This is a genomic window from Bacillus sp. DX3.1, assembly GCF_030292155.1.
In the GTDB taxonomy this organism is placed as follows: Bacteria; Bacillota; Bacilli; order Bacillales; family Bacillaceae_G; genus Bacillus_A.
Genome location: NZ_CP128153.1, coordinates 400,206 through 425,655, shown reverse-complemented (window position 1 = coordinate 425,655; position 25,450 = coordinate 400,206). Strand labels below are relative to the sequence as shown.

The window sequence follows — 25,450 nt, the reverse complement described above, 5'->3', positions numbered from 1 at the left end:
AATAACGAGAAGTCTTGGCCAGAAAAAACAATAAAAAAAGTTTTCTCCTCAACATTCTACTACCCCAACCCATAAACCAAAAACCTCTCATTCCCATTCCTCTCATACACCCCAGGCAACCTAACTTCCTCTTTCAACTCAAATGCCGTCTGATTATCTAAAAAATAGATATAATCTTCCGATGGATAATACAAAATAAGCTCTATTTCCCGCTCTACTTCCTCCACTGAAAGCAATATATTATTTATAACATTCATAAACACTTGTACCGAAAACGGGTTAAAGAAATAAAATCGATTGTCACGTGGATTAATCTCGTACTCTTGCGCTAAGCAACATTGAAAATGAATTTTATCTTTACTATTTCTCGCTTTCTTCAAGTAACGATCTCGATTTTCCTTTGCTTCTTCGTAGAATGTCTCATTCATTTCTATTCCAATAGCTGAAGCACCACATGCATGATGAATATAGAAATTCAATCTTCCTTTTCCACATCCAAAATCGACAATTCGATCACTGCTTTTTAATTCATATTGATTAAATAACGTTTCTAGCGCACTATATGGCGTTGGCTCATAACGATGATAGTGCACAGACTTGTTGAATCCCTTTTAGTCTCCTACTGTTTTTATGTTTGGCACTGCGTCATAATACTGCTTCATTCATCATTTTACGCCTAATTCAAAAACGATAAACTACCAAAATACCTCTAATAAATCCAAAGTTCTACTTGTTTCACTTTTCAAATCAAGCTATACATTCCACAGGTATGAAGTACTGAAGTTAAATATTAGTCTTTCCACTTAATGGTTCACCAATTAAAGTAATTAAAGGCACTTTCTTTAACAGCATTCCTCTTAGTGTCTCGGTTATTTTTCTCGGAATTTGAAATTCCGTAACAACTGGTTTACTAAAATTTTGTAGTTCACCTATTTTACTCTCTAAATTTCTTTGATTTAATTGCAATATTATTTCTTCCCAAATGCCTTCATTTGTACTAAGTAGCAGACGAACCGCCTCATCTTTATCAGTAGCTGCCATCTCCAAAATTTGTTTAAATACCCTTTGTAAAGTTTCTTCATCAATGGTACTAGGCTCCCATTTTTTCTTATCATATGTTGTATAAAATTCATTATCAATTCCATTGGTTACAACTACAATAGGAGGCATCTCATCAAGTAATCGAGCATATGATATTCCTTGATCGCTATCCCTTGATGTGATTTTTTCATTTGGCCTCTTTAGTTCAATTACTACTAGGGGATTACTATTTATAAATAATTAAAAGTATACTCCCATTGCAATAATAAATGAGAAAAATTTAACTCTTAAAGACATAAACAAATCAAGCTCCTTATTAATTCTTTATTTGACCCAGATATAATTTGTCGTTGTTTTACCAATTGTGCTATCAAAGAAATTTACTGCTTCTTTTCTTTTATTTTTAGAAATACTGACGTACCAAGCACCTGAATTATTTGGTAAGATGTTATAATCATAGCCTACTCTAAAAAACCCCAAATCTATTCCCTCATAAGCATTCACCTTTACTTCAATACAAAATTTTGAACTCCAATCAATAAACCCCAAATCATTAGGTAAATATACTATTATTGTCTCATTAGATTCCCATTCTTTCATGGAGTAACTTTTAAAGAACTCCTGTCTTATTATTGTTTTGTTATTTAAGATGTCTAATAGATCGCTCTCAATATTAGAATCTAGTTTTAATGGGAATTTTTTCACTGGGTGCTCGGATATTCTCTCATATCGTTCACGTAATATTTCATTCTCTAAAAGTTCTTTATGCCACTGTTTATAAATAGCAACGGCATATTGAATTATTATCTTCTCATTTATTTGAATGTGATTATCAATAACTTCCATAGCTAATGATAATGCAATATTTTTTATTTCTAAACTTTTCCCCTGGTCAAACATTGAATAATATATTCTTGTTAAAGTTCTACTATAAGCAAATCTTCTAGCCAATTGTTCATCAAAAGCATCATGATTACACGCTATTTCAATTAATTGATTTCTCCATACCTTTAGCCCATAGAAATCAAATAACTTATTGTTTGAATATCGTCCACAAAAATTTTTTATAAAATTAGGAATTAGGTCAAGAACGTTAATTGAAAGTTTCATCTAGCTCCTCTTCTCCTTAACAAATAAAACATTTTTATTATTAAAACACACTTGTGTAGTAAAATTATACCATTTAATTCTAGATGAAATAGTATAATTTATACATACTAATACCTCTTACTGTTTAACAGCAAACATTTAGTAACAATACATCCTTGATACTTTAGATTTAGTATAAATGTGTACGGATAAAAAATAGTACGAGCAAAAAATATAACGAAAAATTCCACAAAACGGTAATTAGGTTGTATCATTCAGGACGATTAATCAAAAAACTAAGCAACGAGTATAACGTATCCGAAATTACGATTTACAAATGGATTAAAAAGAATCTCACCTATTACGCCAATAAGTGAGATTCTTTTTTTTATAAATACAATTAATGAAAAATTGGTAGTGGATATCACCTATCTCTATACAATATGGGATTGCTCGTATTGTTTCGCAAAATATAACAACAAATCCTGTGGTGAAATCGCTAAAAATTACTTACCATACACAAAATCCACCTAAAGGTTTACTTCTGTATACTGATTTCCGAACGTAATACATAAGTTGGAAATTTCAAGATTTACTCGCTAGTTATAAAATAGTCCCGTCCTTTAGTACGAAAGATTGTCCATAGGTACCCTCACACTATCTCAAAGAGAGAAAATGTATACAAAAGCTTTGAACAAACAAATATAGATCATTATTTTAATACATTAAAGAATGATAGAACCACAAATGAATTCATAGTAGTATTTCCTCAAGCAATCGAAGGTGGAGCTAAAAAATAGCTTTAATTTCACTTTTAGTGTCCAAGATATTGACTACAATCTACTCCAAGCAAATTAATAGTCCCCACTACTTACTGAAATTAACTATTGAAATTCCCATCCACTCTAGCTACTTATATAAAAGGCGAAGTAGTATCATACTACTTCACCTTTTAACCTCCCAACCGATAAACCAAAAACCTCTCATTCCCATTCCGCTCATACATCCCAGGCAACCTAACTTCCTCTTTCAACTCAAATGCCGTCTGATTGTCTAAAAAATAGATATAATCTTCCGATGGATAATACAAAATAAGCTCTATTTGCCGTCCTGCTTCCTCCACTGAAACCAATATATTATTAATAACATTCATAAACACTTGCACCGAAAATGGATTAAAGAAATAAAATCGATTATCGCGCGGATCAATCTCATATCTCTGCGCTAAGCAACATTGAAATTGAATTTGATCTTTACTACTTCTCACTTTCTTCGCATAACGTTCTCGATTTTCCATTGCTTCTTCGTAGAAAGTCTCGTTCATTTCTATTCCAACAGCTGAAGCACCACATACATGATGAATGTAGAAATTCAATCTTCCTTTTCCACATCCAAAATCGACAACTCGATCACTACTTTTTAAGTTATATTGATTAAATAGCGTTTCTAATGCACTATATGGCGTTGGCTCATAACGATGATAGTGCAAAGATTTGTTGAATCCCTTTTGGTCTCCGACTGTTTTTATGTTCAACAATGCATCATAATATTGTTCGTTCATCAAACTCTCCTTCTCTCTAAAAAAGAACCCCAATAAAAATCAGGGTTCTACTTATCATTCTTTTCTCACCAAGCCACACGCCATATGTCCAAAGTATATGCAACAAAATATGTGATGTTGGTAAAAACTGAAGAACCAACCTAGAAGCACTCGGGCTCCTTCAAATAATCTTTTTAAACTCTGTATATAAAGTTCAACTAATGATCAGTGGGGGTTTTACGGGCAGTTTATCCCCCACCTATCTTCCTTGGTTCTGCTGAATTTTTGGGCGGGGATATTACTGCCCGCGAATAGCGGGATAAATTAAATATTACCTAAACGATTTAAAAAGGAATCTAGCTCAGCTTCTGTTTGGAATTTGAAAGGATATCCATAATTCGTTGGCGTTTTTCCGTTGTTTATTTTCTTCGGGAATTTTTTCAGCCCAGTATTATGATAGGCACTTTCGCTTTTTAAGCTTGAATGATTTTCGGCTGTATTCGGATGAATTACAACCGTCAATTCTTTATTCGGTAATAAATACACAACTTCTTTATTATTAATATTTTCAAATTCTGCCGCTTTAGTAGTTTTATTTATGAAGTGAAAATTATTTTTCAGAAAAACATTAGATAGATTCTCCGGCACTTTACTCATTTTATTTGCTGCTTCATTAACTACTACACTTTCTGGGCCTTGTCCCTTCTCCTCCCTAATCGCTTCAAGTTGTTGCTGAACTTCTGACCACATCTCATCAATCTTTTGATCTAAATACGGCTTGATCAAACCATCAAAATCCTTTGCTTCTAGTGGATTCGTTTCTTTGGAAACCTTAATAGGGAGATTGTAAATGGGAGGTTCAAAATCGTAGCTCACATATACTTGCATATACCAGACGCTGATCTCAAATAGAAACTTGTGAGCTTGCAGCACATCATGAATGTCCACTTCTTTTACATCATGCACTGCTTTATTTCCTTTCTTTCTAATCCATTCCAATTTCATATAAATATCTTCTTCAATCAAATTTTGACGATATAATTTATGTATTTTCTCTGAGTGCTTAAGCGGATAGATATCCTCAAGCCCTTCTTCTTTACTAACGATCTTCACCAGTTGTTCACTATATAAACGAGCCTGCATCATTGACGCATGAGGTTGATCCAACAGCTGATTTTCAATACGATGAGCAAGTTCAGCTAACTCACTTGAAAATTGTCCAACAAATTCAAATAAAGAATGATTAGGCATTATCATATCTCCTTAATAACTATGTATTTATCAAATCTTATAGTGTTTTAATGACATATCATTCAATTTTATCATATATAAGTTTCGAACCTGCACCATATTAAAAAGCTATCCTAAAAGGAAAAGTAAATTTGACCTTTTAGGATAGCTATCATCTCTTAATTTAAGGAATAAAACACTTAAATTTCAGGAAAAACAATATTATTTTAAAACTCCCATTACTGTTTGCTTCAATATTTGCACTCCATCTAGTACACAAGATTGATCAAACTTCATATGGGGATGATGTAATCCTGGCTTTAGATTCGCGCCTAATCCTAGCATGGTAGCTTTTAAATGGGGCCTTTTGACCGTATAATAATGAAAATCATCACTTCCTGCTGTGAGAAGCGATGCGGTACAGCCCTCTTCTCCGTATGTTGGAAGAATTCCTTTACGAAGTAACTGTTCTGCTTCCTCTGATACCTCTGCTCCAGGTACAAAATCGACCCATTTATATGAAATTTTCACACCCATCGATTCAGTAGATTGGATAACCTTTTCTACCTTGTTCTTTAATTCATCCAACAGTAGATTGCTTTCTGCCCTTACATCTAAAGCAAATTGGCCGTTCCCTGGAATAATATTTAAACTTTCACCACCCGCTTGGCATCTCGTCATTTTGACGGAGTATGAATGTTGCGGTGAAAGCCATATATTTTTTAACCCCATATTAATCATTGAAATAACATCAATTGCGTTCACACCTTGGTGTGGCCGCGCGCCATGCGCATCAGTCCCATATATTTCAGCTTCTAAAAAATCAGCAGCTCCATGTCGAATAGATGGTGCCGCTTGCTTCAAGTGTAGTTCCTCTATGGGCCTTAGGTGAACACCGAATAAGAAATCCGCATCATCTATAGCTCCCTTCTCCACCATCTTCAAAGCGCCACTTCCTTTTTCTTCTGCAGGCTGAAAGATAAAGCGGACTGTTCCTTTTTGCCACTCTACATTTTTCAACTGTAAAATAAGCCCCATCACAATCGTCATGTGAGCATCATGGCCACATGAATGATTTGCTTTAAATTCCCCATCTACTTCTTGCCATAACGCATCCATATCAGCGCGAATAGCAACAACTGGTTTCCCGTTCCCCATTTCTGCTATAACTCCAGGACAATCATCAAATACTTTATATGAAACTCCTTCTTCTTCTAGAAATTTAGTAATATAAGCCGTTGTATTATATTCTTTCCAACTCACTTCAGGGTTCTCATGCAAATACTGAAAAATTTCATTTAAACGATCCTGTAACTCTACTGTTTTCAATTTTCCATTCTCCTTCCTAGACTCGAAGCAGTTCTCTTAAGAATGTTTTGAAATAACATTTATTCGATACAAAACAGCTTTTTTATTTATAACAGCCCTATCCCGAAAACATATTGAATATTCACTCAAATGTCAAGAGATTGTTCCCGCATTTCTTTTGAAATATAATAAGGTAAATAATTAAATTCTGAAAATTCATTTTAGAATAACCAAAATATTAACCGTAAATTGTTCGAACTCCTTATGAATATGTAATGTCGAGTCTATTAAAAAAATATGATACACAGGAAGGAGTCTACTCAATGAAAATTACAGCAATCCATCTTTATGCGATTCGTTTACCACTTCGTCATCCATTTATTATTAGCTACGGCACTTATCATGATATGCCTTCTATTATTGTGAAACTCGAGACGAATGAAGGTATTGTCGGTTACGGTGAAGGAGTAGCCGATGATCATGTCACAGGTGAAACATGGGAAAGCACCTTCCATGTTTTAAAACATACATTAGCTCCGGCCCTACTAGGTGTGAACCCAATGAATATTGAGAAGATACATGACATAATGAATCAAACCATCTACGGGGTACCTACCGCAAAAGCCGCGATTGATATTGCTTGCTTTGATGTAATGGGGAAAAAGCTCGGGCAACCTGTTTATCAATTAATTGGCGGTCGCTATCATGAAGAATTCCCAATTACTCATGTTTTAAGCATTGCTTCCCCAGAGAACATGGCCGAAGAAGCCGCTTCCATGATAAACAAAGGTTATCAATCCTTTAAAATGAAGGTCGGAACAGATGTCAAAAAAGATGTTGAGAGAATTGAAGCTGTACGTGAACGGGTAGGAAATGATATAGCTATTCGTGTTGATGTGAACCAAGGTTGGAAAAACAGTGCTACAACGTTAACTGCATTACGTTCACTTAGACATTTGGACATTGATTGGATTGAACAGCCTGTTATAGCCGATGATATCGACGCAATGGCTTATATTAGATCAAAAACAGATCTTTCGCTTATGATTGACGAAGGATTGAAAGGATCACGTGAAATGCGGCAGATTATTCAAAAGCAGGCAGCTGATAAAGTGAACATTAAATTAATGAAATGTGGCGGAATCTATCCAGCCGTCAAGCTAGCTCATCAAGCAGAGATGGCTGGAATTGAATGTCAAATTGGTTCAATGGTTGAATCATCTGTTGCATCTTCCGCAGGATTCCATGTTGCTTTTTCTAAAAAGATTATTACAAGTGTTGAACTAACAGGACCATTAAAATTCACAAAAAATATCGGAAACCTTTCCTATGATGTACCCTTTATTCGCTTAACAGAAAAGCCTGGATTAGGTGTTGATGTCGATGAAGATATACTCAATGAATTGACTGTTTTTCAAGATATTGTTCGCTAAAGGAGGCCAAAGTATGAACATTCTTTATGAAGGAACGCTGCAACAAAACGAGGAAACATTCAAGGTTGCACCATTGTCTCTAGACCATATCCACCAAATTTTATTCTTACAAGATGTGGTGATTGAAGCATTAGAAAATAAGGATAGCTTACAACCTCTTACGTTAGAAGAATATCAATATATATTAAACGGAAATGGATTGATGATTGGTGCGTTTGTGGACGAACAACTGATTGCGTTTCGCGGGCTCTTAGTTCCTCCCATCGATGACGACCATTTAGGGTTTGATATCGGCTTAAAAGCTGAGGAATTAGAACGTGTCATCTATCAAGAAATCTCAAACGTTCATCCAGCCTACCGTGGGAACGGGATCCAAAAAACATTAGCAAACCTTATTATGGAGCAATTAAAGCAGTCAGATAACAAATACGATTACGTTTGTTGCACCGTTGCACCATTTAATATCCCTAGTTTAAAAGACAAATTTGCCCAAGGGATGGAAGTTGCTGCGCTAAAAGAAAAATATAGCGACCGGATACGTTATATTTTTGTCAAAGAATTGCAGGGCGATGACAAGAAAGATTGGACAAGCATTGAAGTACTTCGAATGAGCGACATAGTTGGTCAACAAAGACTGTTGGCAGAAGGTTATCGAGGGTATGAGATGGAAGAGCGAGATGGAGAGTATTGGGTTCGGTTTGGGAAGTAGAACGGTGGCTGCTACTCCCTGATATTCGATTCTTTTTGGTGATTTTTATCATTCTAAATAGAAGAAAGCTGAGACACTACTGATAGTAAGTGCTCACCTTTCTTTAAATGAAACACCCATCTTCAGAGATTAGGCTGTTTCATTTAATACAAAATTTGCCCTCTTTCTAAAAAAGAACCCTGATTAAAATTAGGGTTCTACTTAGCGTTCTAGAACGGAGAAGCATTCAAAAAGAACTGCGCGATAGTTCAAAAAAGTCTATGGAAAAGGATCCTACTGTATTTCCTTTAATAAATGGGCACTGTAACGCCCTGTTACCATCAAATTTAAAAATACCTCATCCTAGCTTATCAGGTTTGGTTGAAAAACTCGATGTTGCCATGTAAACGCTATTACGTTTCTTTCCGTACTTTGCTTGTATAAAAAAATAGTGATTTATTTTTGGGGAACTTGAAAGAATCGCACGACAAATAACACAAAGTCTGAGGAATGCATAATCTATATAGGTATGAGTTTAATTAGCTATGGAGGTAAAAGAATGATAAATTTTCAATCTTTTAATGGTACCGTAACCAGCATTAGTGATTTTTTGATAGGGCAAAATGATGAAGGAGCCGGTTGTTACAAATTAATATCTGTAGATAACGGATCCGGAACTTTAATAAATTTCATAGTGGCACCCACTACTTACTTTGTTGACAATGTAATAGTGGGAGTAGGAGATAGAGTAACTGGATTTTATGATGCAAACGCGGCTGTTCCCCTCATATTCCCTCCACAATTTCGAGCACTTGTTATGGCAAAAGATACACCATATCAAAATGTGAAAGTAGACTATTTTAACAGCCAATTAGAGAGTAGTGATGGCAACTTAAGATTAAATATTTCCCCATATACTCAAATTTTATTAGTAAATGGGCAAACCTTTACCAGAATTCCTGTAAACCGGAATCTAATTGTTGTCTATGGCGCTACCACCAAAAGTATACCCGCCCAAACCACTCCCTATAAAATTATTGTAATGTGTTAAAGGAACTTAAAACCCATCTCAATTTTCACTTAAAATTCACTAAAGGCTTTGATGTCTGGATATTCATTGTGTACCAGTCTCAATATAGGATGGTTACACAGGTCATTTCAATCAGTATTTTAAAATAGATTCCGAGTATTTACTCTTGCTGATGGTTTTGATTTTAACCACTATGATGACGCGAACGAAAAAATAAATGTAATAGCATGCCCCCTCTTCTTATCTTCACAAATCAACAAGAGCCTCTTCACACGGAGAGGCTCTTACTCACTGCTACATCTCTACTCTTCTTTTCTAACAAGCCAAGCCAAGCCAAGCCATGCACTCCACATGTCCAGATTGTATGCGGCAATACAATGGGATGTTGGTGAGTTCAGTTATAAGAGAAGAAGCAATTATAAACTAAAACTGTAGTGCAATAGTAATCGCTCCAACGATATCACTGCTAAACAGTCATTTTCCAGCTTGATAATGCTAACCAGTTCTCCAGTTCCTTATAATCAGGCATTATTTTCCCAACAAGGCGCCAAAAGGATCGATCATGATTTAGATGGACCATATGGCACATTTCGTGAACGACTACATAGTCGATCACCCTCAGCGGTGCCATTGCCAGCTTCCAATTAAATGTTAACTGCAGCTTTGAATCACAGGTTCCCCAGGTACGGTTACTATCTGAAATACGGATTGAACGCGGCTTTGTTTTAAAGTTGCTTTGATAGGATTGGATACTCTTCTCTACTAACGCTTTACACTGCTGATAATAAAATCGTTTTAAGGCTTGTTTTATTTTCTCATCCTCAAGCTGTTTCACATATATATGCAGCTTATCCCCTTCAAACACTGCATGGTCTTGTTGAATACTTGCATCTTGAGAGATCTGTATAGGATATGTGTTCCCTAAATATAGAAAGCTCTCCCCATGATTATAGACCTTCTCCTGTGGCCCAAGCATTCTATCCTTCATTTCCTTGGATGTTTTCTGAATCCAATCCCATTTTTCCTCTAACAATTGGAGAACGTATTCAACAGGCGTCCCTTTAGGAGCCTGAACTTCAACATTTCCGTAAGAATCTATATAAATGCCTATGGATTTCCGCTTTTTGTAATTTATATCAAAACTAATTGTCTCACCTGAGTATGTATGTATCATTTCATCACCTAGAGTATTCGTTCATGTTATTTTCGCATTATGACTATGCGTGGTATTTGGTTGAGAAAAATGCATTGTTTCAAAACTACAAATGATAAAATTAACATCAAAAATGATGAAAAAAATGAGAGCAGGATAAAAATTCCTACTCCATCCATTGTATCATTTAGCTTCTTAACATGAATATACATGCGCGCTCACCATGCAGCGAGCGTTTATGGAAATACATGGAACGTTAATTAGTTACAACGCTTGTTGCTTCGGGATAGTTTTCCCCTGCATCATTTATGCGTAAAAGATGTGTCCTAATTATAATTTATATTAAAGAATTAATTGGTGATTCCTTATCCTCTATATTTTACAGTTAATCCCTTTAAGAAATTCCTTGCGTATCTATCACCGCACTCTTTATAATTCTTATGGCCTTCTTTTCTTAATAGAGCGCTTAATTCTCCTTTTGTTACCATGACTCCTACGTCTTCTAATATATCAAGCATATCCTCACTTGTTAATGCTAGTGCTATTTTCAATTTCTTTAGAATGAGATTATTGACACTTCCTTTATTCTTTAAAGACATCGCTTGTCTATCCGGTTGCCCTGGTTTTGGATCTTGTTTTCCTCTTTTAAAAGTAATAAAACCATTCAAAAATGACTCTAACATAATATTATTGCATTTTATTACGTAATCATTTTCAACTATATCATCATCATTGTCAGCTTCATTATGGTAACTGTTTTTTGATTTTGTAAGCATCTCCAGCACTTCTTCTTTTGTTAATTCAATGCCACCAAGTTTAAATATCTCCACCATATCTATATCTTTTATATCCAGAGCATATCTTAATCTAATTAATATATCATTATTGCTCATACTCATCGTTAACCCTCCTAAAATATTGACTATTGCACAGCAGTCAAAGCGTATCCTCTAACATGCTCTAAATTCCAAATTATCATGTTAAATATAATCGTATCACCAAGAATCGTCCTTAAGATTGGATCACCCAACACTTTTAAGCTAATGCCCGCTAAATTAATACTTTAACACTTTAAAGACATGTTTTATAGTTTTACTCGAATTAATATTTGTGAAGGTTATACCAAAAACCCCAAGAAGACCTTGAGTCTGAGGAAAGATTAAAATGATGTTTTGATTCATTCTTGTCTCTTTCATTGCGCCTGTGGATCTGGTCCATATTTGTTAAACCCGGAAGTACGCTTATAAGACTCTTTCCGCCGCTGTTCGTGAACAATAAAGTTGTTGAAAAAATAATAAAGTCAGTAAAAAAATAATAAAGATGTTTAAAACCTAATAATAATGATAAAAGGTGAGAACTATGAGAAGAAATATAGAAAAGAGGCTATTCTATTTATATACAGGTGAATTATTTTCAATAATTAGTTTTGTTTTTCTAAGTTATTTAATTAATTATGTTTATCCTAAATTACATTTATACTCGCTATATTCTTTTTGGATTTCATTTCTTCTTTTGGAGTTTCTCTTACTACAAGGGACTGTTTACTGGTACGTAAAATGGAAAAGACTAAAAAAGGAAAAGACATCTATTACTCCCGTTTGGATTGTTCAACGATTAAAAAATTTACAGAAAGTGAATATTGGAATGATTATCGCCGGACTTATTATGTTTGTTATCGATTTTTTTTATTGGTATCCTTTATTACCTTTAGGAGGATTATCAATTGCGGGATTTATTTATGTTTTTGCATTGCTTGAGTATATTAACTATTATTATGTTCAACTTTCATATGATAATATCTCTGATATTAAATACCTGGTGAAATCAAAAAGACTAAAACAAGCAAGTATAAACAAAGATTTTAAACGTATTTTATAAAAATATTATGTTGAACTTATGAAGCTTTAAGAATAAGAAAAATTAAACAACTCCATTATTTGTTTTTATTAATCTAATTATGAAATAGAGGATATTTTAAATAACTTTAAAAGGAGATGCTACATTCTTAGTAGTACCTCCTTTGTGTTTTTAAGAGTAAAATTAAAGAACTTTATTACTTCTACACAGCCCCATGCTGCCATTTGTACAGAACTGGAGATAGCAACCATAGACATTGCCTCGGTACCATGAATTCAAGTACATCTCCATAAATCATGCTTGCAGTAAAAATAGCCCGCAGCGTTGACTAAAAGAAAAAGCAGTGCTTTGATTTCTCAAAAACACTGCCCGTTTCCTGCCCCAAACTTATAGTAGTATAAGGGTCATGTTGTCCCCATAAGAGAGTAACTGGTACTTTTAAGTTCGGAAGATCAGGTACAATATCTTCAGTTTGATGATGGTCAAGTGCGAGAGAAGCGCGTTTGAGCTCTTCTGGGCCTGATGGAGTAGCAAAAGGTGCAGTAAAAGCTTCCATAACTTTAGGGGTTAAGATTTCAGGATTATGTACACCACCACGAATCATTCGCCCAATTAATGCTGTGCCTGGTTCGAATTCAGGTGCAGTAGGCCAACGTATCGCTGTAACTAAAGGGAGAGGCCAGTTAGCACAGCATACTCCGTCAGCTACAACTATGCTTAACACACGTTCTGGATACTTAACAGACAATATTCGGACAATTCCTCCACCCAGGTCATGACCTACGAAATGAGCTTGCTGGATATTAAGGGTATCAAGAAGTTTTAAAATATGCGTTGCCTGATTGGGAAGTGCTAACTCATCTTGTGGTGCCCGTTCAGACAATCCATAGCCAAGTAAGTCAGGTACAATCACTGTATACATTTCACTTAAATAAGGTATAACCCCGTGCCACAAAAAGGAATTGGTTGGTATACCATGCAGGAGAACTACAGTTTGAGTCCCTGTACCGGATTGCTTATAATGAAGCTTATAATCCCCGATAGAAGCAAATTTATCTTCTGGTTGCATTTTATCAATCACCTTATATCCAGGATGGTAATACTGTTGATGTGGATAATAATGATGGTATGGATAATGTGGATAATGCTGATGATGATAACCAGTATATTGCGGATAATATTGAGGATGGTAACCAGTATATTGCGGATAATAAGTTGATTGAAATTGTCTATCCATTTTTATTCCCCCTTTTTTAAAACTTTTCAAACCAAGGTATGTGTCTATAAAAACATTTATGAACGTTCGTCGAGTTTGATAGACTTTTGCGAACGTTTTTTAATAGAAAGGAAGAAAAAAGTAGTCGCTGCAGCAACTGACCCTCTTGAACTCAAGCCCCCGTTAGTTGAAGATGACTCATACACTAAGAGAAACTTTCTACTCCGTCAAATGTGATGGACCAAATAGAATCAAAGAACAGCTAAACCTTGCGATCCAAAATACGGAAAGTCGGTCCATACAGCAACCTGCAATCTGACAAGACTACCATCATCTTGGATATTAAATACTGAGACCGTGCCCTGATTTCCGTTAAGGGTGTAAAAATGCCGTCCATCTTTACTCACTCCAGCATCTATCGGCAGACCTGGTACCGTACCTGACGGTGTACTGGTAATATGCCTTACCACCGACAGTGCTCCATTGGGATCGATTCGGTAGGTGGAAATGGTACCGCTTAAGGTGTTGGTAGTGTAGGCAAAACGTTCATCCCTCGTTGTTACAACCCAACAAGCAGTCTTATATCCGTTTGGTACAGAGCCGCTGATCACATGAAGGATACCATCGTTAGTCAATGAATAAGAGGACAGCGCATTTGAAACTGCTTCTGTAACTAAGAGGATTCCAGACGATAGAAAATAGGCGCCCAATGGTCCTTGACCATAAGAATCATTAACGATTGGTCCTGTAATCGTACTATTTTTATTTACATGGAATATACTGAGATGGTTTGATGTAAGCTCGGAGACAAGAATTTTACTGCCATCTGGAGTGAAGAGAACCTGCGCCGGCTGTGCATTGAAGGTGCTGAGAGAATGGGTGGATTTGGGAATAGGGGTAAGGCGTCCGTTAGTATCTATACGAAAACCAGTGATATTGGAGGCAAAATTGTTAGCGGCATTACCTACATTGGAAACATAGACAAGATTACCAAACACATCTACGCTATTGGGCTGAGCACCTCCTGATGGCTTCATATCCACGAGAACGGGTGCTCCGCTGTCGGTGATGATGAAACTACTAATACTATTGCTGCCTGCGTTAACTGCAAGTAGGAAACGTCCATCACGGGACAGAGTCAGGGCGCCTTGTGCGGCAAGGGGATCGACGCCATCGTTTGCTGTTGCAGTGGAGACTTCCTTTGTACCAGTACCTCTGCCATAAGTTGGGTAGGAACCCGCAAAGGTGAGCATACCATTCATGTCCCTGTAAAAGGCAATGATTTGATTCATTACTTCATTATTGGTCATAATGTAAACCATACTCGCACGAAAATATTTGTTCATTATCTGCATTTTATGAATCCCCTCCTTCTATATTTTTATATGGTGCTTTTGCCATTTCAATTCCCCCTAAAATGTATTAGTACCTTCATAGTAATGCAGGTCTATATTGGCAAGGCTCATCTGTTAAAAAGATTTTACAGAACCCGCACTATGTAGGCGACCTTGTTCAAGGATGAGAAACAACAATTAATTTCACCAATAAGAAACGAAAGGAAAATAGTGAAGAAGATCTGATAGTCATTCCTAATGCCTATGAGCCGATTACTTCAAGTGAAGGATTCGACCAAGCTAAAAGGCTAAAAGAGGCAGAGGTAAAACGAGAAAGAAAAAATATTTTTTCACGAATATTGCCTGTACGAATCATGCAGTTAAAGAAAAAGACCTTATTGAAATAATCCTTACTGACATCCCAAGAATAAGAGAAAAAAGGGTGAGCACTTACTATTAGTTATCAAGACCTAAATTTTAAAAATCCCTAATAAATAAAGATATTTACATTTTAGATATGTCTAATATGTAAATACCTTTTTTATTTTTCTTCTTAAACAAAAGCATCTGTTAGCGAAACAAGAATCCAGATGCTTTTGTTACTATTTTTAATATTTGTTGCACCAGTTTGGATACGAACTCCCACATTTCTGCTTCGTCTAATGTACTAGAAATCTTTTGTTCAACTTCTACTGTATTAAATTCAAAAGCTCCTTTTATTCCTTTTCCAATTTGAGTTCTATTATAAGGAAATCCACCTCTTTTTCGGTAAACCTTTATTTTATTAAGTGCCATATGTTTCATTTATAATATTTAATTTACTGTTAAAATAGTGCTATCAATAGCGATAAATCATCTGATGGAATATCAAAAAGATAAAAAAAATTCTTGAGAAAAGGAGACATTAAAAATGACAACTTCAAAGAAAAATTTAAGGACTTGCAACAAAGGACATAAATACTATAAAAGTAGCGACTGTCCGACCTGCCCGATTTGTGAGCAAGAACGCAAACCTGACAACGGATTTCTTTCACTACTCTCGGCACCAGCCAGACGAGCATTGGAAAACAATGGGATAACTTCTATACAACAGCTATCAAAATTTAGTGAAAAAGAGATTTTGCAATTTCACGGTATGGGACCAGCTTCTTTACCTAAACTTAGGTCTGCTTTGATGGAAAATGGGTTATCATTCAAAAACTAAACACCAAGAATTATTATACTTACAGGAATGTATTTTATGACTACGGGAGTATGATTTTATTTGATTATTTCTGCAAGTCAAGGATGCATTAATTGATTAAGTACAACATTAAAACCAACGCTCAAAGTGATAATTAATGGATAACAAGATAAAAGATCTTCAAATCAAAAAAGCACAACTTGATGAAAAATTGAAGGAATGCGAAAACGAAAATTACGCCATCAATATCGGCAAAAAGCTAAAAGATATAATAAACTTAAAGGAATTAACACCAACAATACTCCATTCACTGGTGGAAAAGATTACTTGTGATTACGATAGCACTGTCCATATTCAATACAGCTTTGTAAATCCGTTACAAAAAACGTAAAAAAGGCAACTTCCCCAAGGGGATTAGTTGCCTTCTTTTAAAATGAGCCAAGCCACACACTCCACATGTGCAGAGTGTATGTGGCAACACAAGGGTGCTGGTGGGTTTATTACATTCTTAAGACCTTTTTCTTTCAGAAAACAGACTTTATCAAAACAAAAGTTGCCGGCTGCAAAGGAACTTGAAACTGAATAAAATAAGTACACATGAGTTGATGTGATTCATTTTTTCTCTAACTTTTTGAGAGTTACATCATTTCACTGTCCCCGTCCCATCAACATTCTTTTCCAAAGTTATCAAGCAATGCACGCACTTCATCTGTTGATTTCGTGTTCATCAATTGATTTCTTAATTCACCAGCTCCACGGAATCCTTTGACATAAATTTTGAAAAAGCGATGAAGCCCTGTGATTGAACGTGGCAGTGCTTCCGCATATTGATCTTGAAGATCAAGCTGCAGTCTTAAAAGATCAAGGTATTCTTTACTGCTATGCTCTTTTGGCTCTTTTTCAAAAGCAAAAGGATTTTTAAAAATACCTCGCCCGATCATAACGCCATCAATACCATATTGTTCAGCAAGCTGCAGCCCAGTTTGACGGTCAGGAATGTCTCCATTGATTGTTAGTAGCGTATTTGGTGCGATACGGTCACGTAATTTTTTGATTTCCGGAATTAGCTCCCAATGCGCATCTACTTGGCTCATTTCCTTTCTTGTACGTAAATGAATAGAAAGGTTCGCAATATCCTGTTTTAAAATATGCGTTAGCCACTCCTCCCACTCATTTACATCCTTATAGCCAAGTCGTGTTTTCACGCTGACAGGCAGTCCGCCCGCTTTTGCTGCTTGAATAAGTTCTGCCGCAACGTCTGGACGCAGAATAAGGCCACTACCTTTCCCTCTCGATGCCACATTCGGTACAGGGCAGCCCATATTAATATCGATGCCTTTAAATCCTAGCTCTGCCATGCCAATACTCATTTGACGGAAATATTCGGGATTATCCCCCCAAATATGTGCCACCATTGGCTGTTCATCTTCTGTAAAAATCAAACGGCCACGCACACTTTTCATACCCTCTGGATGACAATAGCTATCCGAGTTTGTAAACTCTGTGAAAAATACATCCGGTCGACCGGCTTCACTTACTACGTGACGAAAAACAACATCTGTCACATCTTCCATTGGTGCAAGTACAAAAAATGGTCGTGGTAAATCACGCCAAAAATTATCTATCATTTCAAACTCAAATCCTCTCACTATGGATACAACTTCAAACTCTCGGTCAAAAAATATAAAGCCAAATGTTCCATTTCTTTTACACTTATATCATGCTTAATAACTTATTATCAAACACAAGTACATTTGGACATTTATAATTTGTGAAAAACTATTGTGAAAATCGGCAATGTTTATTTTAACTAAAATCGGTCCTGAATGGTATTTTTATAAACAAAAAAGCAGATGGTATAGATTTTTTCTATATCAACTGCTTTTCTATTATACCAACTCCAACCACGCGACCGCTTCACAATGCGTCGTATGCGGGAACATATCAACAGGCTGTACTTCCTGCGTCTTAAATCCGCCTTCTTCAAGAATCTTTAAGTCACGTGCAAGCGTTGCTGGGTTACATGATACGTATACGACACGCTTTGGTTTCATGTCGATGATTGTGTTTAGTAGTGCTTCGTCGCATCCTTTGCGCGGTGGATCGACTACGATTGTATCGGCGATAACGCCTTGTTTGTACCAGTTTGGAATGACTACTTCTGCTTCGCCTACACCAAATTCAACGTTTGTCATGTTGTTTAAGGCAGCGTTGCGGTTTGCGTCTTCAATTGCTTCTGGGACGATTTCGACGCCGTATACTTTTTTCGCTTTTTGCGCTAGGAATAGGGAGATTGATCCGATTCCGCAGTAAGCATCGATGACTGTTTCATTTCCATCTAGTTTTGCGTATTCTAATGCTTTGTCATATAGCACTTTCGTTTGTTCCGGGTTTACTTGATAGAAAGAACGTGCTGAGATAGCAAATTTAATGTCACCGATAAAGTCATAAATATATTCCGATCCGTATAGAACTGTTGTTGTGTCACCAAAGATGACGTTCGTGCGTTTCGTATTTACGTTTTGAACGATTGATTTTACATTTGGGAACTTCGCTGTAATTTCTTCAATGATTGCCTTTTTATTTGGAAGTTCTGCGCTGCGCGTAATAAAGACAAGCATGATTTCCCCTGTTACTTGTCCGTAGCGAGCCATCACATGTCGAAGCGTTCCTTTATGACGTTCTTCGTTGTACGCTGTTACATCATGCTTCTCACAAATACGTTTTACTTCTTGAATTAATGTATCGTTTTCTTCTGCCTGGATTAAGCATGTTTCCATATTAATGATGTCATGTGTTCCTTGTCGATAGAAACCAGCAACAAGTCCGCCTTCACGTTCTCCAATTGGTACTTGTGCTTTATTTCGGTATACCCATGGATTCTTCATACCAAGAACTGGATGAACGGGTACATCATGTAGTCCACCAATGCGCTGCATCACATCACGCACTTGTTTTTCTTTTGCTTGTAGTTGCCCTTCATACGTTAAGTGCTGAAGCTGGCAACCACCGCATTGGTTATATACTGGACATTCTGCGTCTTTGCGATATGGGCTTTCTTTATGAAGCTTCATTAAACGCCCGAAAGCAAAGTTCTTTTTCACTTTAATAATTTTAATTTGTGCTTCTTCACCTGGTAATCCGTTTTTCACGAAAATAGGATAACCCTCTACTTTCGCAACACCGGCACCGTCATGTGTTAAATCTTCAAACACTACATCTATAAACTCGTTTTTTTCAACTGGTGGCGTCATTTTATTACTCATTTTCCGACCTCTCTTTTCCATACACTGCGTTACATTTTACCATATTCCTTTACCCTTTAGCTATTGGAAGAAAAAAAGCTATTGACGAATTTTGTCGATTAATGATACGCTACTACTAATTTAATACGGATGATGTTACCTCATATATACTCGATAATATGGATCGAGAGTTTCTACCTGGCAACCGGAAATTGCTGGACTATGGGGAAAACTAATAAATATTAGCTTTTTTGTGTATACAAAGACTCATATGGATTAGCTTTCTCGCATAGATGAAAGTGAATCCATATGAGTCTTTTTTATTTTTTATTTTTCTAAAAGGTCAGACATCTTACGTATGACATGAAACCTCTGTTACTTTATTTATTAGTTATATAACGACGGTTTTATGTAAAAACTTTATACGAACTGCTGAAAGGGGCAACTACATGCAATATGTAATGAGTGTTATCGGTATTCTTGCCGTACTAGGTCTATGTTTTGCTTTCTCAAACAACAAAAGTAAAATCAATTTCCGTGCAATTGCTATTATGATTGTTTTCCAAATTTTAATTGGTTGGTTTATGTTTGGTACAAAAATTGGGCAGCAAATCATTATTGTAATTAGTAAGGTCTTCAATAAACTCATTAAACTTGGTACAACAGGTGTGGATTTTCTCTTCAACGGAATCCAACGAGACTTTGTCTTTTTCTTAAATGTCCTATTAATTATCGTCTTTTTCTCTGCACTACTTTCTATTTTTAGCTATTTAGGCATTTTACCATTCATCGTTCGCATTGTTGGCGGTGCAATTTCTAAAATTACTGGTCTGCCACGTGTTGAATCATTCCATGCGGTAAACTCCGTATTCTTCGGTTCAAGTGAAGCATTAATTGTTATTAAAAATGATTTAAAACATTTTAATAAAAACCGTATGTTCATTATTTGCTGTTCAGCAATGAGTTCTGTTTCAGCTTCCGTAACAGCATCTTATGTCATGATGTTAGATGCAAAGTATGTACTAGCAGCTCTGCCGCTGAACTTATTCTCTAGCTTAATCGTTTGTTCATTATTAACACCGGTTGATACAGCAAAGGAAGATGAAACAATCCAGAAATTCGATAAAAACCTATTTGGTGATAGCTTAATCGGTGCCATGATTAATGGTGCGTTAGATGGCTTAAAAGTAGCTGGTATTGTTGCAGCTTTAATGATCGCCTTTATCGGTGTTATGGAAGTTGTAAACTATGTCATTAGCGCCGCTTCAGGAGCAATGGGATATGCAATTACACTACAACAAATTTTCGGTTACATTCTTGCACCATTTGCATTCTTAATGGGAATTCCAGCACATGATATCATTCCAGCTGGGGGCATTATGGGTACAAAAATTGTCCTAAATGAATTTGTAGCGATTCTTGATTTAAAAGAAGTTGCCAAAACATTATCTCCACGTACAGTTGGGATTGTAACAGTATTCTTAATTAGCTTTGCAAGCATTAGTCAAATCGGTGCGATCGTCGGTACAATTCGTGCACTTTCTGAAAAACAAGGAAGCGTCGTATCTCGCTTCGGTTGGAAAATGCTATTTGCATCTACACTTGCTTCTATTTTATCCGCAACGATTGCCGGATTATTTATTTAGTCAAAAAAGCAGCTTTCTCTAAACAGAAAGCTGCTTTTTTTTTGCTTCACAAAAATTTTACATACGATCTACAAACTTCGAATAAATAGAATTTTTGTCGAATTCATCCAAAAAAGGATATTCCCCTCTATATTTCATAGTGATATGATGGGACAAGGGTATCGTTCAACTTCCTTCACGCAAGGACAGTTGAATGAATTGGCTCTTATGAACAGTTATCCCCCGCCTTTCTAGGAGATCGAAGCGAGGGATCTTATTGCACATGGGAGACAATAAAAAACACAATAGAAGGATGATTCGATGAAGAAATATGCATGTATTGCTGTACTTTCTTCTACCATTCTCGTAGGTTGCAACACTAGTACAACTAGTGATAAACAGACAAAACCAGCAATTGCCGAGAGTCAAAAAGAAACGAAAAAGGTAGAAGCAAAAACAGTAGAAGTACCTTTGACACAAGGAATAGTGGCGTGGGACCCATTTGAATACAACGCAAAGAACACCACACTTTACACAAAAGACCTACGAGATTCGTTTACACAAGTACGTTACCATATTTGGCGTACGGCTGATGGACCTGAAAGTAAGCAAACCTTTGTATCTCAGGAAAAAGATCATAATTTCGCGCTCCCATTTCATTTAACAGCATTCAATTCAAAGCGCGGAGAATATCAAATTGAAACGATAGGTTTGAAAGAAGACAACAAAGAAGTACCTCTTACTAAATCTACGATTACATTCCAACAACATGTACCATTTCTCATGTATCATGCCATTGAGAAATACCCTGGACCAGCTGATGGCGAATTAGGTTTGTACGTGCCACCAGAACAATTTGAAAAACATATGCAATATTTAAAAGATAACGGTTATACGATGTTAACGTTTGAACGCTGGGGCGATGTGAACCGTGTGAACAAACCGATCTTTATCACATTAGATGATGGCCGAAAAAACAATATGAATGCTCTTCATATTTTACAAAAATTAAAAGATGATAAGTTCCAACCGGCAGCCACAGAATTTGTTGTTTCAAATGACCTTGATAAACCAAATCGTCTCACAACAGATGAGGTAAAACAAATGCTTGATTCCGGTATTTTTTCCATTCAAGCTCATACTGCTAATCATACAATGATGGCCCATACAAATAATTACGATGAAGAATTACATACATCTAAAGAAAAAATTGAAAGTATTACAGGTAAAAAAATTATTGCTCTTGCCTACCCAGTAGGCTCTTACAATGATCAAGCCGTGGAAGAAACAAAGAAACATTACGAATTTGCGGTCACAACAGATCACGGAACTCATATTACAAAAGGTACACCGAACGAACAATATTTAATTAAACGACACTTTGTCGGTCCTTATACAACAATGGAACAATTTATATCTCTTGTAAAAGAAAAATATTAATAGTTTTTAAGGCTGTTTTATTTCAAAAGCAGCCTTTTTTTCTTGCCTGTTTTCTATAAATAATAAATGTTAAATTTCTTTCCCTACCTTAAATTCAGCTTAAATCACAACCCTGGACATATATATCCCATACAAAAATGTTATAATTTGTTAAATATTTGTGCAGGAGGCTCTTATGAAATTACATGCTCTTTTTGACTTTTTACATTTGCTATTTTTGAGTATGAAAAGTTATTACGTTTTTGGCATACCTAGTTATGTATTTTTAATTCCTACAATTTTTGCGCTAGGTTATATTATTATTTCTTGTAACAAATCTACAAAAAGAAAAGTAGCTCGACGTAGATAGGCCGATCTTTCTATAATATATTCTCCCCCCAAAAATATTTCCCCTAACGATATGATGAACAAGGGTAAAGAAGTACTTATCATCATTACAGAAGTTTGAAACATTCCCCACCACTTTTTCACAGCGGTGGGCGTTTTACTATGGTGATAACGGATAATACACAATAGAAGGATGATTGTTATGAAAAAATACACAGCGATCGCTTTATGTACATCTGTTATTCTAACAGGGTGTAACACGAGCACTACACATCAAGAGCCGAAAAAAGAGAAAACGGTTCAAGAACAACCGAAAAAGCAAGAGGTAAAGGTTCAAACACAGGGTAAAATCTCTTGGAATTCCATTACGCATGAATCAACAAACACATCTATTCATATAACGGATATAAAAGATTCTTTAACCGAGGTACAATATAAAATTTGGCGTACGGCCGATGGAAAAGAAAGTGCAAAATCATTTTCTTCTAAAGAAAAAGGCAAGCAATTTTCTCTTCCTTTCGATGTAAAAGAGTTTGAAGGGAAACGCGGCGAGTACCAAATCGAGACAGTTGGTATAAAAGAAGATGGAAAAACCATTCCACTCGCGACATCTGCTATTACGTTTCAGCAGCATGTTCCTGTTTTAATGTATCATGCGATTGATGATTATCATGGCCAAGGAATTAAAGATTTATTTGTGTCTCCAGCTAACTTTGAAGCACAAATGAAGTATTTAAAAGAAAACGGCTATACATTGTTAACGTTCGAACGCTGGAATGATATGAATAAAGTAAACAAACCAATTTTTGTTACGTTTGATGACGGTATGAAAAATAATATGAATGCCTTTCGTATTTTACAAAAGCTAAAGGATGATACATTTAACCCAACTGCAACTGAATATATGATTGTTGATAACGTTGATGTAGAAGGTTCTTTATCAACAGTGGATGTAAAAGAAATGGTCGACTCTGGTATTTTCTCTGTACAATCTCATACTGCAACACATGCTGATTTACCAAAAATCACAAACTATGAAGAAGAATTAAAAGCATCAAAAGAGAAACTTGAAAAAATAACAGGCAAGCCCGTTATTGCAATTGCGTATCCGTTTGGTCATGTAAATGATAAAGTTGTGGAAGAAACGAGAAAATATTATCAGTTTGCGACAACGACAAAATCAGGGCAGTTTATTACAAAAGGTGAACCCGATGAACTGCTAAAAATGAAGCGCATTCGTATGCATAACTCGACAACCGTTGAACAATTTGGACTTTCTATTAAATAATGGAAAAATAGAGCTCAATGTTGATTGAGCTCTATTTATATTTTTTGAATTTTCTAGTATTATGTATATAATAAAGTGAAACTTTGAGCTAGAAGTATTACCGCCCGTTGCTGCGGGATAAATTTTTCAAATAAAGGAGATTATACCTATGTCATTTGAACAAACGTTAGAAAAATATGCTGCTCTTGCAGTGAATGTCGGTGTCAATATTCAACCAGGGCAAACACTATCTATTAACGCTCCACTTGAAGCTGCTCCATTTGTACGCCTTGTTACAGAAAAAGCATATAAGTCAGGCGCGAAACATGTTTATGTAGATTGGAACGATGAAACATTAACACGTTTAAAGTTTGATTTAGCTCCTGAAGAAGCATTTTCTGAATTTCCTGCTTGGAAAGCTCATGCACGTGAAGAATTAGCAAAAGAAGGTGCTGCCTTCCTATCAATTTACGCAGAAAATCCAGATTTATTAAAAGGTGTAGACTCTAAACATATTGCCGCTGCTCAGAAAGTTGCTGGCGAAGCGATGAAAGTGTACCGTGATTATGTGCAAGCAGATAAAGTTAGCTGGTGCGTTATCTCTGTTCCTACGAAAGAGTGGGCAGCAAAAGTGTTCCCTGACGCCGCTCCTGATGAGCAAGTAGAAAAACTATGGGATGCTATTTTCCAAGCGACTCGTGCTGACTTAGAAAACCCTGTAGAAGCATGGAAAGAACATGATGCAACACTACATACAAAGGTAGACTACTTAAATGAAAAACGTTATAAAGCTCTTCACTATACAGCCCCTGGAACAGATTTAACAATTGAACTTCCCGAAAAACACATATGGGCTGGTGCTGGTAGCTTGAATGAAAAGAATGTACCGTTCATGGCTAATATTCCAACAGAAGAAGTATTTACAATGCCATTAAAAACAGGCGTAAGTGGTTATGTATCAAGTTCGAAACCTCTAGTATTTGCAGGTAATGTAATTGATAAATTTACACTTACATTCGAAAACGGACGCATTGTCGATTATAAAGCTGAAGTTGGAGCAGAAACTTTAAAACACTTAGTAGAAACAGATGAAGGATCGCACTTCTTAGGAGAAGTTGCATTAGTCCCTCACGATTCACCAATTTCTAACACAAACATTTTGTTCTACAATACATTGTTTGATGAAAATGCATCTTGTCATTTAGCAATTGGAAATGCCTATGCATTTAACTTAGATGGCGGGAAAACAATGACAAAAGAAGAGCTTGCTGAAAATGGAGCGAACGCTAGTATTACACATGTAGATTTCATGATCGGTAATGAAGCATTGGACATTGATGGTGTTACAGCCGACGGAACACATGAGCCAATTTTCCGTAAAGGTAACTGGGCATTTTAATAAGAAAACGAAATGGCTACCTTCTCAGGAAGGTAGCCATTTTAT

At 36.0% G+C, this 25,450-nt stretch carries 23 protein-coding genes, 2 pseudogenes and 1 riboswitch; of the genes and pseudogenes, 12 read left to right on the top strand and 13 right to left on the bottom strand.

Annotated elements, in window-relative coordinates; translation table 11 throughout:
* Positions 1–59 precede the first annotated feature (59 nt).
* The 3 genes and pseudogenes from QRE67_RS02175 to QRE67_RS02165 form a co-directional block, all read right to left on the bottom strand.
* Positions 60–662: pseudogene (locus QRE67_RS02175) on the bottom strand (SAM-dependent methyltransferase).
* A 121-nt stretch (positions 663–783) separates the two neighbouring features.
* Complete coding sequence (locus QRE67_RS02170; protein WP_286125171.1) at positions 784–1,275, bottom strand: type I restriction enzyme HsdR N-terminal domain-containing protein; 492 nt, start codon at positions 1,273–1,275, stop codon at positions 784–786.
* 90 nt (positions 1,276–1,365) lie between these two features.
* On the bottom strand, positions 1,366–2,151 hold the full coding sequence (locus QRE67_RS02165) for a hypothetical protein (RefSeq protein ID WP_286123336.1): 786 nt from the start codon (positions 2,149–2,151) through the stop codon (positions 1,366–1,368).
* 188 nt (positions 2,152–2,339) lie between these two features.
* Here QRE67_RS02165 and QRE67_RS28815 point away from each other — a divergent pair, with 188 nt between their 5' ends.
* Positions 2,340–2,507, top strand: coding sequence for a helix-turn-helix domain-containing protein (locus QRE67_RS28815; protein WP_483298696.1), 168 nt, complete (start codon positions 2,340–2,342; stop codon positions 2,505–2,507).
* A gap of 575 nt (positions 2,508–3,082) precedes the next feature.
* Here QRE67_RS28815 and QRE67_RS02155 read toward each other — a convergent pair.
* The 3 genes from QRE67_RS02155 to QRE67_RS02145 all read right to left on the bottom strand — a co-directional run bounded on the left by QRE67_RS02155 (position 3,083) and on the right by QRE67_RS02145 (position 6,229).
* Positions 3,083–3,691, bottom strand: coding sequence for a methyltransferase (locus QRE67_RS02155; protein ID WP_286123335.1), 609 nt, complete (start codon positions 3,689–3,691; stop codon positions 3,083–3,085).
* A gap of 303 nt (positions 3,692–3,994) precedes the next feature.
* Complete coding sequence (locus tag QRE67_RS02150) at positions 3,995–4,921, bottom strand: DUF4145 domain-containing protein (RefSeq protein WP_286123334.1); 927 nt, start codon at positions 4,919–4,921, stop codon at positions 3,995–3,997.
* A gap of 201 nt (positions 4,922–5,122) precedes the next feature.
* Positions 5,123–6,229, bottom strand: coding sequence for a M20 peptidase aminoacylase family protein (locus QRE67_RS02145; RefSeq protein ID WP_286123333.1), 1,107 nt, complete (start codon positions 6,227–6,229; stop codon positions 5,123–5,125).
* A gap of 302 nt (positions 6,230–6,531) precedes the next feature.
* Between QRE67_RS02145 and QRE67_RS02140 the strand changes: the two genes are divergently transcribed.
* The 3 genes from QRE67_RS02140 (at position 6,532) to QRE67_RS02130 (ending at position 9,380) form a co-directional block, all read left to right on the top strand.
* Positions 6,532–7,641 carry a mandelate racemase/muconate lactonizing enzyme family protein gene (locus QRE67_RS02140; protein WP_286123332.1) on the top strand — a complete coding sequence of 370 codons (1,110 nt, stop codon included), beginning with the start codon at positions 6,532–6,534 and terminating at the stop codon, positions 7,639–7,641.
* A 13-nt stretch (positions 7,642–7,654) separates the two neighbouring features.
* Positions 7,655–8,350, top strand: coding sequence for a GNAT family N-acetyltransferase family protein (locus tag QRE67_RS02135; RefSeq protein ID WP_286123331.1), 696 nt, complete (start codon positions 7,655–7,657; stop codon positions 8,348–8,350).
* Between the two features lie 538 nt (positions 8,351–8,888).
* The gene (locus QRE67_RS02130) at positions 8,889–9,380 is read left to right on the top strand and encodes a hypothetical protein (RefSeq protein ID WP_286123330.1); all 492 of its coding nucleotides are present in this window, start codon (positions 8,889–8,891) and stop codon (positions 9,378–9,380) included.
* Positions 9,381–9,825: 445 nt separating this feature from the next.
* Here the strand turns inward: QRE67_RS02130 and QRE67_RS02125 are convergent, their stop codons facing one another.
* Positions 9,826–10,533 carry a M48 family metallopeptidase gene (locus QRE67_RS02125; protein WP_286123329.1) on the bottom strand — a complete coding sequence of 236 codons (708 nt, stop codon included), beginning with the start codon at positions 10,531–10,533 and terminating at the stop codon, positions 9,826–9,828.
* Between the two features lie 344 nt (positions 10,534–10,877).
* Positions 10,878–11,411, bottom strand: a complete 534-nt coding sequence (locus tag QRE67_RS02120; RefSeq protein WP_286123328.1) for a YehS family protein — start codon at positions 11,409–11,411, stop codon at positions 10,878–10,880.
* Between the two features lie 460 nt (positions 11,412–11,871).
* Here QRE67_RS02120 and QRE67_RS02115 point away from each other — a divergent pair, with 460 nt between their 5' ends.
* A complete protein-coding gene (locus QRE67_RS02115; protein ID WP_286123327.1) occupies positions 11,872–12,390 on the top strand; it encodes a general stress protein in 519 nt (172 codons plus the stop codon).
* 307 nt (positions 12,391–12,697) lie between these two features.
* Here QRE67_RS02115 and QRE67_RS02110 read toward each other — a convergent pair whose 3' ends face one another.
* The gene (locus tag QRE67_RS02110) at positions 12,698–13,606 is read right to left on the bottom strand and encodes an alpha/beta fold hydrolase (RefSeq protein WP_286123326.1); all 909 of its coding nucleotides are present in this window, start codon (positions 13,604–13,606) and stop codon (positions 12,698–12,700) included.
* Positions 13,607–13,836: 230 nt separating this feature from the next.
* On the bottom strand, positions 13,837–14,940 hold the full coding sequence (locus tag QRE67_RS02105) for a lactonase family protein (RefSeq protein WP_286123324.1): 1,104 nt from the start codon (positions 14,938–14,940) through the stop codon (positions 13,837–13,839).
* Positions 14,941–15,062: 122 nt separating this feature from the next.
* Here QRE67_RS02105 and QRE67_RS28555 point away from each other — a divergent pair.
* Positions 15,063–15,326 (top strand): annotated as a pseudogene (locus tag QRE67_RS28555) (recombinase family protein).
* A gap of 163 nt (positions 15,327–15,489) precedes the next feature.
* Here QRE67_RS28555 and QRE67_RS02095 read toward each other — a convergent pair.
* Positions 15,490–15,714: a hypothetical protein gene (locus QRE67_RS02095; RefSeq protein WP_286123323.1), complete on the bottom strand. Its 225-nt coding sequence runs from the start codon at positions 15,712–15,714 to the stop codon at positions 15,490–15,492.
* 115 nt (positions 15,715–15,829) lie between these two features.
* On the opposite strand from QRE67_RS02095, the gene QRE67_RS02090 reads away from it, so the two are divergent.
* Entirely contained in the window at positions 15,830–16,123 is a 294-nt protein-coding gene (locus QRE67_RS02090; RefSeq protein WP_286123322.1) for an RNA polymerase alpha subunit C-terminal domain-containing protein, read from the top strand.
* Between the two features lie 136 nt (positions 16,124–16,259).
* Positions 16,260–16,493: a hypothetical protein gene (locus tag QRE67_RS02085; RefSeq protein ID WP_286123321.1), complete on the top strand. Its 234-nt coding sequence runs from the start codon at positions 16,260–16,262 to the stop codon at positions 16,491–16,493.
* Between the two features lie 274 nt (positions 16,494–16,767).
* Here QRE67_RS02085 and QRE67_RS02080 read toward each other — a convergent pair whose 3' ends face one another.
* Positions 16,768–17,730 carry a tRNA dihydrouridine synthase gene (locus QRE67_RS02080; RefSeq protein WP_028399801.1) on the bottom strand — a complete coding sequence of 321 codons (963 nt, stop codon included), beginning with the start codon at positions 17,728–17,730 and terminating at the stop codon, positions 16,768–16,770.
* 261 nt (positions 17,731–17,991) lie between these two features.
* Complete coding sequence (rlmD, locus tag QRE67_RS02075; RefSeq protein ID WP_286123320.1) at positions 17,992–19,368, bottom strand: 23S rRNA (uracil(1939)-C(5))-methyltransferase RlmD; 1,377 nt, start codon at positions 19,366–19,368, stop codon at positions 17,992–17,994.
* A gap of 120 nt (positions 19,369–19,488) precedes the next feature.
* Positions 19,489–19,590, top strand: a riboswitch (purine riboswitch).
* A 206-nt stretch (positions 19,591–19,796) separates the two neighbouring features.
* Here rlmD and QRE67_RS02070 point away from each other — a divergent pair.
* From QRE67_RS02070 to QRE67_RS02055, 4 genes are all read left to right on the top strand, one after another.
* On the top strand, positions 19,797–20,993 hold the full coding sequence (locus QRE67_RS02070; RefSeq protein ID WP_286123319.1) for a NupC/NupG family nucleoside CNT transporter: 1,197 nt from the start codon (positions 19,797–19,799) through the stop codon (positions 20,991–20,993).
* Positions 20,994–21,293: 300 nt separating this feature from the next.
* On the top strand, positions 21,294–22,412 hold the full coding sequence (locus QRE67_RS02065) for a polysaccharide deacetylase family protein (protein ID WP_286123317.1): 1,119 nt from the start codon (positions 21,294–21,296) through the stop codon (positions 22,410–22,412).
* 529 nt (positions 22,413–22,941) lie between these two features.
* Complete coding sequence (locus QRE67_RS02060) at positions 22,942–24,027, top strand: polysaccharide deacetylase family protein (protein WP_286123316.1); 1,086 nt, start codon at positions 22,942–22,944, stop codon at positions 24,025–24,027.
* A gap of 148 nt (positions 24,028–24,175) precedes the next feature.
* Positions 24,176–25,405, top strand: a complete 1,230-nt coding sequence (locus tag QRE67_RS02055) for an aminopeptidase (protein WP_286123315.1) — start codon at positions 24,176–24,178, stop codon at positions 25,403–25,405.
* The last annotated feature ends 45 nt before the right edge of the window (positions 25,406–25,450 follow it).